11 protein-coding genes and 1 tRNA gene are annotated in these 13,691 nt (G+C 72.6%); 10 read left to right on the plus strand and 2 right to left on the minus strand.

Annotated elements, in window-relative coordinates; translation table 11 throughout:
- Window positions 1-77 precede the first annotated feature (77 nt).
- The gene (locus Aru02nite_RS05945; RefSeq protein ID WP_203655545.1) at window positions 78-530 is read left to right on the plus strand and encodes a DUF4383 domain-containing protein; all 453 of its coding nucleotides are present in this window, start codon (window positions 78-80) and stop codon (window positions 528-530) included.
- Between the two features lie 6 nt (window positions 531-536).
- Here Aru02nite_RS05945 and Aru02nite_RS05950 read toward each other — a convergent pair whose 3' ends face one another.
- Window positions 537-1,163, minus strand: coding sequence for a TetR/AcrR family transcriptional regulator (locus tag Aru02nite_RS05950; RefSeq protein WP_203655546.1), 627 nt, complete (start codon window positions 1,161-1,163; stop codon window positions 537-539).
- Window positions 1,164-1,336: 173 nt separating this feature from the next.
- Here Aru02nite_RS05950 and Aru02nite_RS05955 point away from each other — a divergent pair.
- The 9 genes from Aru02nite_RS05955 (at window position 1,337) to cysN (ending at window position 11,271) form a co-directional block, all read left to right on the plus strand.
- Window positions 1,337-1,408: transfer RNA gene (locus Aru02nite_RS05955), tRNA-Gln, on the plus strand.
- A 130-nt stretch (window positions 1,409-1,538) separates the two neighbouring features.
- On the plus strand, window positions 1,539-3,173 hold the full coding sequence (glmU, locus tag Aru02nite_RS05960) for a bifunctional UDP-N-acetylglucosamine diphosphorylase/glucosamine-1-phosphate N-acetyltransferase GlmU (protein ID WP_308446255.1): 1,635 nt from the start codon (window positions 1,539-1,541) through the stop codon (window positions 3,171-3,173).
- A 30-nt stretch (window positions 3,174-3,203) separates the two neighbouring features.
- The gene (locus tag Aru02nite_RS05965) at window positions 3,204-4,187 is read left to right on the plus strand and encodes a ribose-phosphate diphosphokinase (RefSeq protein WP_203655547.1); all 984 of its coding nucleotides are present in this window, start codon (window positions 3,204-3,206) and stop codon (window positions 4,185-4,187) included.
- Between the two features lie 274 nt (window positions 4,188-4,461).
- Entirely contained in the window at window positions 4,462-5,106 is a 645-nt protein-coding gene (locus tag Aru02nite_RS05970) for a 50S ribosomal protein L25/general stress protein Ctc (RefSeq protein WP_203655548.1), read from the plus strand.
- Between the two features lie 128 nt (window positions 5,107-5,234).
- Entirely contained in the window at window positions 5,235-5,819 is a 585-nt protein-coding gene (pth, locus tag Aru02nite_RS05975) for an aminoacyl-tRNA hydrolase (RefSeq protein WP_203655549.1), read from the plus strand.
- Between the two features lie 749 nt (window positions 5,820-6,568).
- A complete protein-coding gene (locus Aru02nite_RS05980) occupies window positions 6,569-8,050 on the plus strand; it encodes a sugar transferase (protein ID WP_239076455.1) in 1,482 nt (493 codons plus the stop codon).
- Between the two features lie 46 nt (window positions 8,051-8,096).
- Window positions 8,097-8,915 (plus strand): inositol monophosphatase family protein, encoded by an 819-nt coding sequence (locus Aru02nite_RS05985; RefSeq protein ID WP_203655738.1) that lies wholly within the window; start codon window positions 8,097-8,099, stop codon window positions 8,913-8,915.
- Window positions 8,916-9,055: 140 nt separating this feature from the next.
- Complete coding sequence (cysD, locus tag Aru02nite_RS05990) at window positions 9,056-9,967, plus strand: sulfate adenylyltransferase subunit CysD (RefSeq protein WP_203655550.1); 912 nt, start codon at window positions 9,056-9,058, stop codon at window positions 9,965-9,967.
- A complete protein-coding gene (gene cysN / locus Aru02nite_RS05995; protein WP_203655552.1) occupies window positions 9,967-11,271 on the plus strand; it encodes a sulfate adenylyltransferase subunit CysN in 1,305 nt (434 codons plus the stop codon). Before cysD ends, cysN begins: the two co-directional genes overlap by 1 nt.
- A gap of 106 nt (window positions 11,272-11,377) precedes the next feature.
- Here cysN and Aru02nite_RS06000 read toward each other — a convergent pair whose 3' ends face one another.
- Entirely contained in the window at window positions 11,378-13,084 is a 1,707-nt protein-coding gene (locus Aru02nite_RS06000; protein ID WP_203655553.1) for a substrate-binding domain-containing protein, read from the minus strand.
- Between the last annotated feature and the right edge of the window lie 607 nt (window positions 13,085-13,691).

Raw genomic sequence — 13,691 nt, forward strand, 5'->3', positions numbered from 1 at the left:
GGGTGTCGGCGGTGCGCCGGCCACCCATGGGGAAGAATCCGCGGTAGCACGCGAAGATCCGAGGAGGATGCGCGACCATGGCCAGCCACCTGCCCGTCAACCACCCGATGCGCGGCTTCTGGCGCGTACTGTCGACCCTGGCCGGCCTGTACGTGCTGATCTTCGGCATCGCCGGCGTCGTGCAGACCTCCGGCATGGCCACGTTCGACACGCACGGCGAGCGGGTGCTGGGCCTGACCACCAACCCCGGCTTCTCGATGATCTCCATCGTCGTCGGCGCGCTGATCTTCCTGGCCTCGATCATCGGCCGGAACGTCGACGTCGTGGTGAACCTGGTGTTCGCCGTGGTCTTCGTGCTCGCCGGCCTGTTCAGCCTGGCGTTCCTGCGCACCGACCTGAACTACTTCGCGTTCTCGGTCACCAACTGCATCGTGTCGTACGTGCTCGCCACGATCGTCGGCATGTCCTCGCTGTTCGGCCGGGTACGCCGGGCGCCGCTGCCGCGCCCCGGCGCGCATGCCGCCGCCTGAGCCGCCTCAGCGCTCCTCGGTGACCCGGTACGGGTCGTGTTGGAGCCCGGACAGCCCGTTCCACACCAGGTTCACCAGGTGCGCGGCCACCACCTCGCGCGGCGGCTGCCGTACGTCCAGCCACCACCGCCCGGTGAACGCCACCAGCCCGGTCAACGCCTGCGCGTACAGCTCGGCCAGGTCCCGGTCGTACCCGCGGGCGGCGAAGCCGGCGGCGACGTGGCCCTTCACCCGGTGCGCCACCTCGTTCAGCAGGCCGGCGAAGCTGCCGCCGCCGGACATCATCGGCGAGTCCCGCATCAGTACGCGGAACCCGTCGGTGTCGTCCTCGATGTACCCGAGCAGCGCGAGCGTCGCCTGCTCCAGCAGCCGGCGGGGATGCCCGGCGGTGAGCGCCGCGGTCAGCCGGTCCAGCAGCGCCCGGACCTCCCGGTCCACGACCGCGTGGTACAGCTTCTCCTTGTCGCCGAAGTGCTCGTACACCACCGGTTTGGACACGCCGGCGCGGGCGGCGACCTCCTCCATGCTCGCCCCGTCGTACCCCCGCTCGGCGAACACCTGACGTCCGATCCCGAGCACCTGCTCGCGGCGCTGCGGAGCCGACATCCGCACCCGCCGCCCCACGTCGCCCATCCCCCCATCCAACCATCCCCCCGGGTACCCCCGCCCCCGCTCGCCGCCCGCCTCCGCGCGCCCGTCGGTACCGGTCGGGGCGGGGCCCTGTGCGTGCGGCCCGCTCTCCCGACATGGAATGATGACGGCACGGTTCGGTCGGGCACGTGGTGTCCGATCGGCGGGCAGGGCCCTGGGGTGTGGTGTAATCGGCAGCACAGGGGTTTTTGGTACCTCTAGTCCGGGTTCGAGTCCTGGCACCCCAGCTCACTGACAGAACACACGGTTCCGGCCCCGACGCCGGCCGGGCCGTCTTCCCCCGCCACGGTCCCGGTACGGCCCGGGCGGCTAGCATGGGCCGCGGTTCGCAGGAGTCGCCGAGAGGGAGCCCGCACGGTGAGCGAGCAGGCCAGCCAGCCAGGTCCGGTTCGGCAGGACGGCGAGGCGCCCCGGCGTACCGTCGTGGTGCTCGCCGCGGGGCTGGGCAAGCGGATGAAGTCGGCGAAGCCCAAGATGCTGCACGAGATCCTGGGCCGCAGCCTCGTCGGACACGTACTGGCGGCGGCCGAGCCGCTGGCCGCGGCACGCACCCTGGTGGTCGTCGGCGCCGCCGCCGATCAGGTCCGTGCGCATCTCGCCGAGGTGGCGCCGGCCGCCGAGCCGGTGTACCAGGCGGAGCAGCGCGGCACCGGGCACGCGACGCGGGTGGCGCTGGCGGAGGCGCCGGACGTGTCGGGCACGGTCGTGGTACTGACCGGCGACACGCCGCTGCTGCGGCCGGACACCCTGGCCGAGCTGGTACGGGTGCACGAGGAGGCCGACAACGCCGCCACCGTACTGACGGCCGCGCCGGCGGACGTGTCCGGCCTGGGCCGGATCATCCGCGACGAGCAGGGCCACGTCACCGCGATCGTCGAGGAGCGCGACGCGTCGCCCGAGCAGCGCGCGATCCGCGAGATCAACTCGGGCATCATCGCGTTCCGCGCGGCGGACCTGCGCGCCACGCTGGCCGAGCTGACCGCGGACAACGACCAGGGCGAGGAGTACCTGACGGACACGATCGGCCTGCTGGTGAAGGCCGGCCGCCGGGTCGGTGGGTACGTGGCGGTCGACGCGACGGAGACGCTGGGCTGCAACGACCGGGCGCAGCTGGCGCAGCTGGCGGCCCTGCTCCGCGACCGGGTGAACGGCGCCTGGATGCGGTCCGGGGTGACCATGGTCGACCCGGCCACGACCTGGGTGGACGTGACGGTGACGGTCGGCGTGGACGCGGTCATCGAGCCGCACGTCCAGCTCCGCGGCGCGACGACGGTGGGGTCGGGCGCGACGGTGGGGCCGGACACGACGCTGGTGGACACCGAGGTGGGCGCCGGTGCGTCGGTCGTCCGGGCACAGGCGCAGTCGGCCGTGGTGGGGCCGGAGTGCTCGGTCGGCCCGTTCGCGTACCTGCGGCCCGGGACGCGGCTGCACCGCAAGGCCAAGATCGGCACGTACGTCGAGACGAAGAACGCGGAGATCGGCGCCGGCAGCAAGGTCCCGCACCTGTCGTACGTGGGGGACGCGACGATCGGCGAGCAGACCAACATCGGCGCGGCGACCGTGTTCGTCAACTACGACGGGGTGCGCAAGCAGCACAGCACGATCGGCAGTTTCGCGCGTACCGGGGCGGACAATATGTTCGTGGCCCCGGTACAGGTCGGCGACGGCGCGTACACCGGCGCGGGCGCGGTGATCCGCCGCGACGTCCCGCCGGGCGCCCTGTCGTACTCGGGCGGGCCGCAGAAGGTCGTGGAGCGCTGGACCCTGACCCGACGCGCCGGTACGCCGGCGGCGGACGCGGCGGCGGCGGCGCTGGGCGAGCCGGCGGCGGGTGCGACGAACGACACGCCCGGGGTTGCCGCCGGGGGTACGGCAGGCGACCCGGGGGAGACTGCGGCGCGGCCGTCGGACGCCAGTGGCCAGCCCGGTTCGTGGACGGCCACCGGCATCGAGGACCCCGTGCCGGGCACCGGCTCCGGCACGTCTGCGTAGGGCTCACACACCGTAGGGGGGCGGCGGCCGATGGGCAGCATCGTCGCGGAGAACCACAAGTCGTTGATGCTCTTCTCCGGCCGGGCGTACCCCGCCCTGGCGGAGGAGATCGGTGAGGCGCTGGGCGTGTCGCCGACGCCGACCGACGCGTACGACTTCGCCAACGGCGAGATCTACGTGCGCTACAACGAGTCGGTACGCGGCTCGGACGCCTTCGTGGTGCAGAGCATGACGGAGCCGATCAACCAGTGGGTCATGGAGACCCTGCTGATGATCGACGCGTTGAAACGCGGCTCGGCGAAGCGGATCACCATCGTCGTGCCCTTCTACCCGTACGCGCGGCAGGACAAGAAGCACCGCGGCCGGGAGCCGATCTCCGCGCGGCTGATGGCGGACATGTTCAAGACTGCCGGCGCCGACCGGATCCTCACGGTCGACCTGCACACCGCGCAGATCCAGGGCTTCTTCGACGGCCCGGTGGACCACCTGTTCGCGCTGGACCTCCTCGCCGACTACGTGCGGAACAAGTACGACGGCCGGGACATGACCGTCGTGTCGCCCGACTCGGGCCGGGTACGCCTGGCGGAGCGCTGGACGGAGCGGCTCGGCGGCTGTCCGCTGGCGTTCATCCACAAGACCCGCGACATCAGCCGGCCGAACGAGGTGGCCGTCAACCGGGTCGTCGGCGAGGTCGAGGGCCGGGTCTGCGTCGCGATCGACGACATCATCGATTCGGGCGGCACGATCTGCAAGGCCGTCGACGCGCTGTTCGAGGCGGGCGCGGCGGACGTGATCGTCGCGGCGACGCACGGCGTCCTGTCCGACCCGGCCACCGAACGGCTGAAGAACTCGCGCGTCTCCGAGGTGATCCTCACCAACACCCTTCCGGTACCGCCGGAGAAGCGGTTGGACAAGATCACCCAGTTGTCGATCGCTCCGCTGATCGCGCGGGCGATCCGCGAGGTCTTCGCGGACGGTTCGGTCACGACCCTGTTCGGTGGGTTGTCCGGATAACACCCCGTGGTTCCGGCCGCACCGGTACCGTGGTGCGGCCGGAACCGGCGGACCCGGCCACGTGCGCCGACGGGCGAGGGATAGACTGGTCAGGTTGCCATGGCGAGGGTGCCCGCGGTCAAGATCTTTTCCCGTTGGTTGCCGTTATCGACACGGTGTTGAGCCAGCACGGTCGACCGGGTCGCGTCGCGCTTCCGCCCCGGCACCGCAGTGACCGGCATCCCTGTCGGCACATGTCGCAACCAGACCGCAGCATCATCGGAGGAGTACTCCCGTGTCCGAGGTCCGTATCAGCGCCGAGCCCCGTACAGAGTTCGGCAAGGGTGGTGCCCGCCGTACTCGTCGGGCCGGGAAGGTTCCCGCCGTGCTGTACGGCCACGGCGAGAAGCCGAAGCACATCGCCCTGCCCGCGCGCGACTTCGCGAACGCGCTGCGGCACGGTGGTTCCAACACGCTGTTCTCGATCGAGCTGGCCGACGGCACCAAGACCCTGGCGCTGCCGAAGGCGCTCCAGCGCGACCCGATCAAGGACACCATCGACCACGTCGACCTGCTCATCGTCCGCCGTGGCGAGAAGGTCTCGGTCGAGGTGGCCGTGCACGTGACCGGCGAGGTGGCCAAGGAGGCCGACGGCCTGGTCGTGCAGGAGCTGGACACCCTGGCCGTGCTGGTCGAGGCCACGCACGTACCGGAGCAGTTCGAGGTGTCGATCGAGGGCCTGGGCGTGGGCGACCACGTGACCGCCGGGCAGATCACGCTCCCCGCCGGTGCCGAGCTGGTCACCGACCCGGAGAACATCGTGGTGGCCATCGTCGCCGCGCCGACCGCCGCGCAGGTCGACGCCGACCTGGGCGAGGGCGAGACCGCCGAGGCGCCCGCCGAGGCCGCACCGGCCGAGGCCGAGAAGGTCGAGGCCTGAGGGCCGTACCGCACCACCACCAGCAGGGACGTGCACCGCACGTCCCTGCTTTGGCTTACCCGGGCGGGTACCGGCCTGCGGTGCCCCGGCCCGGCCACGATCCATCAGGCAGGTCGTAGGAGGTTGGCGTGGCCGGACCGTACCTGATCGTGGGGCTGGGCAACCCCGGCCCGGAGTACGCGGCGCACCGGCACAACGTCGGGTTCATGGTCGCGGACCTGCTCGCGGCGCGGCTCGGCGCCGGCTTCAAGCGGCACGGCCGGGCCCGGGCGCAGGTCGCCGAGGGCTGGCTCGGCGGCCCCGGCGGTACGAAACTCGTCCTCGCGAAACCGCAGTCGTTCATGAACCTCGCGGGCGGCCCGGTGGCCGGACTCGCCGGGTTCTTCTCCGTCGGCGTGGACCGGATCGTCGTCGTCCACGACGAGCTCGACCTGCCGTACGGGACGCTCAAGCTCAAGCGCGGCGGCGGCGAGGGCGGCCACAACGGCCTGCGGTCCATCTCGCGCTCGCTGGCCAGCAAGGAGTACACCCGGGTGCGGTTCGGCATCGGCCGCCCGCCCGGCCGGCAGGACCCGGCCGACTTCGTACTGAAGCCGTTCTCGTCGGTCGAACGCAAGGAGTTGGACGTACTGCTGGAGACGGCCGCGGACGCGACCGAAGCCGTCGTCCAGCACGGCCTGGAGTGGGCGCAGAACGCCTTCCACGCCGCCTGACCCGCGTCTCGCCGGCCGGCCACGCTCGTCCGCCCGCCTGATCTCCACGGCGCGGCACACGCCACGCCGCCGCCCGCACGATGTGGCCGGCACGTGCCACGCTCGTCCGCCGCCTGACGCTCCGCGAGTCAGCACACGCCACCTTTCCCGCGCGGCCCGGTGCGCTCCGCGTAGCCCCGCACGCGCAAGGCTTTTCACGCGGCCCGGCGCGCTCCGCGCTGGTACGCGCCACGCTCGTCCGCCGCCTTGGTCTCCATGGGGCGGCTGCGCCACTTTCCCACGCGGCCGGGCGCGCTCCGCGTAGCCGGCGCAAGGCTTGTGGCAATCGGGGGCGCGACGTGCGGTCGGCTGGGTGTACGGCGCGCATCGAACGTTCTCCGGCCCGGCTGGCCTTCCACGCGTGGCTGACCGGGCCGCCCGCACTGCGCTACCGCCGCTTGGCGCCGGCACGCCCACCGTGTCCCGTACGCCTGGATCCGTGACGCGGAACGTCTCCACGTCGGCGGGTACGGCTGTCGCGACCGTACCGGGGAAGCGTTTTCCGTTGCGGGTGACCGCGCTGGCGGAGGGTTTCGTCAGGCGTCTCGGGTACGCAGGCGGGGGGCTTCGTGGGGTCGGCGGACTCGGCGCGGGAGTACGCCGGGGTGGTTGGCTTATAGCAACGGAACGATCACGAACCGTGACGCATCCGCGGCGTTCCGCGTTGTCACCACCGAACGGGGTGACGACGGGGGAGGAAAGCCGTGCCGGTGGTCGAACTGGCGGTGTCGGAGTCCCCGGCGCCCCCGCGTGCGCTGCCGGCGCGGGCGGCCCGGCCCCGTCGCTGCGGCTGGGAGAACCGGTACCTGCGGGTGGTGCTCGCGGCCGACGTGCTCGTGGCGCTCGCGGTCGGCGCGGTCGCGTTCGGAGTGCGGTTCGGCGTGGTCACCACGTACAACCAGGGGTATCTCGCGTTGGCGGCGCTGCTGCCGGCGGTGTGGGCGCTGGTGTTGGGCTTCGCGCAGGCGTACGACAAGCGGCATCTGTTCGTGGGGACGGCGGAGTACCAGCGGGTGCTGCGGGCGGGGGTGACGCTGGCCGCGGGGTTGACGTTCGTGTCGTACGCGGCGGACATCCGGCTGGCCCGCGGGTACGTGGTGATCGTGTTGCCGTTGACGGTGCTGGCGACGGTGGTGGTGCGGTTCGCGCTGCGGAAGCGGCTGCACCGGGCGCGTTCGCGCGGGCGGCACCTGCGCCGGGTGGTCGTGATGGGGCACCGGCGGGCGGTCGCGGACCTGTGCCGGCAGCTGCGCCGCGAGCGGTACCACGGGCTGGAGGTGGTGGGCGCGTGCGTGCCGGAGCGGCGGCCGCGGCCGACCCTGGGGCCGGTGCCGGACCTGGGCGTCCCGGTGTACGGCACGTTCGCGGACGCGCCCGAGGCGGTGACGGTGGCCGGCGCGGACACCGTCGTCGTACTGTCCTGCCCGGAGCTGGACGGGGTGGCGCTGCGCCGACTCGGCTGGCAGCTCGAACGGGACGACGTGGACCTGATCGTGGCGAGCGCGCTGATCGACGTGGCGGGCGGGCGTACCACGATCCGGCCGGTGGACGGGCTGCCGATGCTGCACGTCGAGCACGCCCGGCTGCGCGGGTCGCGGCGGGTGGCGAAGGAGATCGTGGACCGGTGCGGCGCGGCGCTGCTGCTGGTGGGACTGGCGCCGCTGCTGGCGGCGGTGGCGCTGCTGATCCGCGCCGACTCGCCAGGCCCGGCACTGTTCCGGCAGCCGCGGGTGGGTCGGGGCGGCGCGCTGTTCGACATCGTCAAGTTCCGCACCATGTACACCGACGCGGAGGCGCGGCTGGCGGAGCTGCGCGGTGCGAACGAGGGCGCCGGCGTGCTGTTCAAGATGCGGGACGACCCGCGGGTCACGCGCGTCGGCCGGTACCTGCGGCGCTTCTCCCTGGACGAGCTGCCCCAGCTAGTGAACGTCCTTGCCGGGCAGATGTCGCTGGTGGGACCGCGCCCACCGCTGCCGGCCGAGGTCGCCGAGTACCCGGAGGACATGCTGCGCCGGCTGGTGGTGAAGCCGGGCCTGACCGGGCTGTGGCAGGTGTCCGGCCGGTCGGACCTGCCGTGGGAGGAGGCCATCCGGCTGGACCTCCGGTACGTCGAGAACTGGTCCCTGTCGTTGGACCTGGTGATCCTGCTGCGTACCGTTACGGCCGTGGTACGAACATCCGGGGCGTACTGAGGGAGTGGCCGTGGTGAGGGAGCTGACGGCAGTGACCGGGTCCGGACTGGTGGCGCCGGCCGGCGACGCGGCGTTCGCGCGCTGGCTGGCCGGCCGGGCCGGCACCGGGCTGTGCGAGCTGCGCGAGGAGCTGGGTTTCGGCGACGCGGCGGCGCTGCGGGCGGCCGGTGACCGGCGTTCGCACGAGCTGCTGACCTCCGAGCTGGCCCGCTGGCGGCCCGGCGATGCGGTGCTGTCGGAGGAGGACGAGCAGCACGACCACGCGCGGCTGTCCGCGGAGCGGGTCTGGATCGTCGACCCGCTGGACGGTACGCGGGAGTTCGCCGAGGCGGGCCGCGCCGACTGGGCGGTGCACGTGGCGCTGTGGCAGCGGAGTTCGGGCGGCGGCGGTACGCCGGTCGGGGCGGGGCGGCTGGTGGCCGGCGCGGTGGCGCTGCCCGCGCAGGCCGGCGGCACCGTACTGGGCACGGACGCGCCGCCGGCGTACCCGCCGATGCACGGTGGGCCGATCCGCCTGGCGGCGAGCCGGACCAGGCCGCCGGGGTTCCTGGCCGACCTGTGCGAGCGGGTCGACGGGGAGGTCGTACCGATGGGCTCGGCCGGCGCGAAGATGGCCGCCGTCGTCCAGGGCACCGTCGACGCGTACGTGCACGCGGGCGGCCAGTACGAGTGGGACTCGGCGGCCCCGGTGGCGGTGGCGCTGGCGGCCGGGCTGCACGCCTCGCGGGTGGACGGCTCGCCGCTGGCGTACAACCGGCCGGATCCGTGGCTGCCGGACGTGCTGGTGTGCCGCCGGGACCTGGCGCCGCGGCTGCTGGAGGTTCTGCGTGAGCTGGGAGTCGGCCGGGAGAACGATGCGATGTGACGCACACCGTGGACGCACCCGGCCGCGTCCGGCAGCATGACACGCAATCCCACGGGCCCGCATTGCCCAGTGATCCCATCTGCATGATCGACAATGCCGTCTGATCAATTTCGCCCGAACGTTCCGACGGGAGCGGACGCATGAGCCCGACCTGCGACTACCGGTTCAGCCAGCTCGACGCGCTGGAGGCCGAGAGCATCTTCGTGTTCCGTGAGGTGGCGGCGGAGTTCGAGCGACCGTGTCTGCTCTTCTCGGGCGGCAAGGACTCGATCGTCATGCTGCGGCTGGCGGAGAAGGCGTTCCATCCGGCGCCGATCCCGTTCCCGGTCATGCACGTCGACACCGGACACAACTTCCCCGAGGTACTCGCGTTCCGGGACCGGCGGGTGGCCGAGCTGGGCGTACAGCTGGTCGTGGCGAGCGTGCCGGAGGCGCTGGAGACCGGCCTCGTGGTCGAGCCGGCGAGCGGGGTGCGCAACCGGATCCAGACCCCGGTACTGCTGGACGCGGTCGAGAAGTACCGGTTCGACGCGCTGTTCGGCGGGGCCCGGCGGGACGAGGAGAAGGCGCGGGCGAAGGAGCGGATGTTCAGCTTCCGCGACGAGTTCGGCCAGTGGGATCCGAAGAACCAGCGGCCCGAGCTGTGGTCGCTGTACAACGCGAAGGTCCATCCGGGCGAGTCGATCCGGGTCTTCCCGCTGTCGAACTGGACCGAGCTGGACATCTGGCACTACATCGCCCGGGAGGGCATCGCCCTGCCCGACGTGTACTACGCGCACGACCGCGACGTCGTCGAGCGTGACGGCATGCTGTACGCGGTGAACGAGTTCATCAGCGCCGCCGACGGCGAGCAGGTCCGCACCGAGCGCGTGCGGTACCGGACGGTCGGGGACGCGACGTGCACCGCGGCGGTCCGGTCGGACGCGGACACGGTGGCGAAGGTGATCGACGAGGTGGCCGCCACGCGGATCACCGAGCGCGGCGCGACCCGGGGCGACGACCGGGTCAGCGAGGCCGCCATGGAGGACCGCAAGCGGGAGGGGTACTTCTGATGAGCACGGACCTGGCCACGGATCCGGTGGGCGCGGCGCCGACCGACGCCGTGGACCTGTTGCGGTTCGCCACCGCGGGCAGCGTCGACGACGGCAAGTCCACCCTCATCGGCCGCCTGCTGTACGACTCGAAGTCGATCTTCGAGGACCAGCTCGCGGCGGTGGAGAGCACGTCCGCGGCGCGCGGCGACGAGTACACGGATCTGGCTCTGTTGACGGACGGGCTGCGGGCCGAGCGGGAGCAGGGCATCACGATCGACGTGGCGTACCGCTACTTCGCGACGCCGAAGCGGAAGTTCATCATCGCCGACACCCCGGGCCACATCCAGTACACGCGGAACATGGTGACGGGGGCGTCCACGGCCGACCTGGCGCTGATCCTGGTCGACGCGCGCAAGGGGCTGGTCGAGCAGTCGCGGCGACACGCGTTCCTGTGCTCGCTGCTGCGGGTGCCGCACCTGGTGCTGTGCGTCAACAAGATGGACCTGGTGGACTACTCGCAGGAGGTCTTCGAGCGGATCCACGCGGAGTTCACCGCGTTCGCCACGAAGCTGGAGATCGCCGACCTGACCGTCATCCCGATCTCCGCGCTGCGCGGCGACAACGTGGTCTCCCGTTCGGCCACCATGCCCTGGTACGAGGGGCCGTCGCTGCTGCACCACCTGGAGAACGTGCACATCGCCTCCGACCGCAACCTGGTCGACGCGCGTTTCCCGGTGCAGTACGTGATCCGGCCGCACTCGTCGAGCAACCACGACTACCGGGGGTACGCCGGGCAGATCGCGTCCGGGGTGTTCAAGCCGGGCGACGAGGTGATGGTGCTGCCGTCCGGCTTCACCACGCGGATCGCGGGCATCGACACCGCGGACGGGCCGCTGGCGGAGGCGTTCGCGCCGATGTCGGTGACGATCCGGCTGGCCGACGAACTCGACGTGTCGCGCGGTGACCTGATCTGCCGGCCGCACAACGCGCCGACGCAGGCGCAGGACATCGACGCGATGGTGTGCTGGATGGACGAGCAGCGGCCGCTGCGCCCGCGCGGGAAGTACGCGATCAAGCACACGACGCACTCGGCCCGCGCCATGGTCCGCGACCTGCAGTACCGGCTGGACGTGAACTCGCTGCACCGGGACGAGGCGGCGGATTCGTTGGCGCTCAACGAGATCGGCCGGGTACGCCTGCGCACGACGCGGCCGCTGCTGGCCGACGAGTACCGGCGGAACCGGACGACCGGCGGGTTCATCCTCATCGACGAGCAGACCAACCGTACGGTGGCCGCCGGCATGATCGTCTCGGCCGACTGAGCCGGCACCGGCGTACGGGAACTGCGGGGAGGCGGGACTGGTGCCCGCCTCCTTCCGCGTCCGCGGGGTGGCTTTCGCACCGCCGGCTTTCGGGTTCCCGGGCCGGTCAGTCGCCGACCCGGTGCGCGGCGAGGAAGATCTTGGCGATGGCCGCGGCGAGATCGCCGGGGCGTACCGAGTTGAGGGCCTGGCCGCCGGTGGCCTTCTCCATCGCGGTCAGGCTGCCCATGTCGGCCGAGGCGCCGTAGCCCACCGCGTACACGGGGACGGGGCGGCGGCGGTCGGACTGGGCGGCCAGGCGGCGCAGGAACGTCGCGCGGCGCATCGCGTACGGCGAGTCCTCGTCCTTGCCGTCCGAGATCACCACCACCATGGTGTACGCGTCCGGCCGGTACCGCTTGGCCATGTCGGCGCGGCCGCGCAGAACCGACTCGTACAGCGGGGTGCCGCTGCGGCGGGGGACCGCGAACCGCGACACCGCGGCCGTCAGTACCGAGCGGCGGGTGGCGTGGCCGACCCGGCCGTCGATCGGCCCGTACGGCACGATCGTGGTGTCCGGGTGTCCCGGCCGCGCCGTGTTGAACACGCGCAGCTCCAGGCTCGTCTCGCCGCCGAACAGCGCGCTCGCCCGCGCCCCGGCCAGGCGTACCAGTTCGGCCTTGGTACGGGCGCGGCCGTCGCCGCCCGTCACCCGCTCGTTCATCGACGCCGAGCCGTCCACCAGGATCAACACCTGGAACGGCAGCAGCCGGTACTGCGCCCAACTCGCCACCGCCGTACCGCCGTCGCGGGTGTCCGGCACCGCCGCTGCCGGGTACGTGCGGTCCAGGCCCGGCGCGGCCGGCACGATGCCCGCCGTGTCCGCGTCCCGGCTCGCCCCGCGCAGCCCGTGCGCGGCCAGCGCACGCACCACGTCGTCGGCCGCGAACCGTTTCGCCAGCGAGTCCGCGAACGCCCGGCCGCCCGCGCCCAGCCGGCTCGACACCGCCAGCGGATAGTCCGCCTCGACCTCCGCGTCCGCCGGGTACAGCGCACGGACCGGCACCGTCGGGTGCGCCCGCTGGTACGCCCAGACCTGTTGTTCCGTCGCCGTGAACGCGCCCACCGACGTCGGGTCCGACGCCGTACGCACCGATCCCAGCAACGCCAACGGGTCGGCGTCCGCGCTCGCCAACCGGCTGCGGAACGTCAAGACCCGCATCGTCGCGATGCCCGGATCCGGCTCCGCGCCGCCCATCGCGATCCGCACCGCGTTCACCGACAGCATCCCGACCGTGCTGCCCATCGCGTCCGCCATGCTGAACCGCGGCGCGTTCGGCCGCGTCAACCGGTCCGCGAAGTCCAACCACCGGGTACGGTCGCCGAACCGGTCCGCCAGCCTCGTCGGCGCCGCGATCACCACCGGCGTACGTGCCAGCGACGGGCCCGTCGACGCGAACGCCGTCGAACCCGACGCCCGCGCCAACACCAGCCACGCCGTCGAATCCGGCACCCAGACGTCCACATCGGACGGTGCCGACCGACCCGACATCCGTTGGTACTGAGCCGGAGCGGGCACTGCCGACACGTGCACCGCCGTACACCCGGCGCGCACACCGGGCAGCGCCGCCGCCGTCGACCGCAGTACCGGAGCGATGTCCGGCGCCGCCGCGATGCGCACCGACGCCGGCGCGCCCGCGGCACACCCCGGCCCACCGAACTCCCGGCCCAGCAACACCGTTCCCGCACCCGCCAACGCCAACACGACGAGTACCGCGACCGCCAGCCGCCACCGGCCACGGCGCCGCCGGTGCGGGTACCCGGGTGGGGGCACCGCGACCTCCCGCCCGGGGCGCGCTGCTGTGGCCGGCGGTACGGACGTGACGGGTGGGGCGCTGGTCGTCGGGGCCGGGCGCGCGTGTTCCGGGTGGGCCGCTTCTGCTTGTGGCGCAACGGAACCGGGCGATCCAGTCGGCAGGCTACGGTGCCCCGACGGCGTCCACGCCTCCCACAGCGGCGATCCGGCCGGTCGTACGCCAGCGGCCTGCTGCGGGGGTGCGGTGTCGGCTGCTGCCGGCGCGTCCCGGGGTGCCTCGGTCGGCGGGCCGGACGGAGTTCCCTGCGACGCCGGGGATCTGTCGTCCTCCGTGTCTGGATTCGCCTGTGGTGCCGCGGTTCCCTCGGGTGATGCGACCGGGTTCGCTTGTGGTACTGGGGTTCCGGAGGTCGCTGCGGCGGAGACTGCCCGCGGCGTCGCTACTCCGGTGCCAGGAGCTGCCTGTGACGACGCGTTGCCGTGCGGCGCAGTGGTTGCGGTTGCCTGCGGGGTTCTGGCGCCTGCTGCACCTGGGGTTGCTCGTGTGGTCGGGGTACTGGTGCCCGGAGCGGCGGGTGTTGCCTGTGGCGATCGGGTTTCGTGGTTCGCGGCGGTGCGGTTCGTT

The sequence above is a fragment of the Actinocatenispora rupis genome, from assembly GCF_016861975.1.
Taxonomy (GTDB): Bacteria; Actinomycetota; Actinomycetes; order Mycobacteriales; family Micromonosporaceae; genus Actinocatenispora; species Actinocatenispora rupis.

Coding starts and splice junctions, on each gene's coding strand:
- Aru02nite_RS05950 (WP_203655546.1), bottom strand. CDS start 1,163: ATGGGCGACGTGGGGCGGCGGGTGCGGATGTCGGCTCCGCAGCGCCGC.
- cysD (WP_203655550.1), top strand. CDS start 9,056: ATGAGCCCGACCTGCGACTACCGGTTCAGCCAGCTCGACGCGCTGGAG.
- cysN (WP_203655552.1), top strand. CDS start 9,967: ATGAGCACGGACCTGGCCACGGATCCGGTGGGCGCGGCGCCGACCGAC.
- Aru02nite_RS05965 (WP_203655547.1), top strand. CDS start 3,204: ATGGGCAGCATCGTCGCGGAGAACCACAAGTCGTTGATGCTCTTCTCC.
- Aru02nite_RS05945 (WP_203655545.1), top strand. CDS start 78: ATGGCCAGCCACCTGCCCGTCAACCACCCGATGCGCGGCTTCTGGCGC.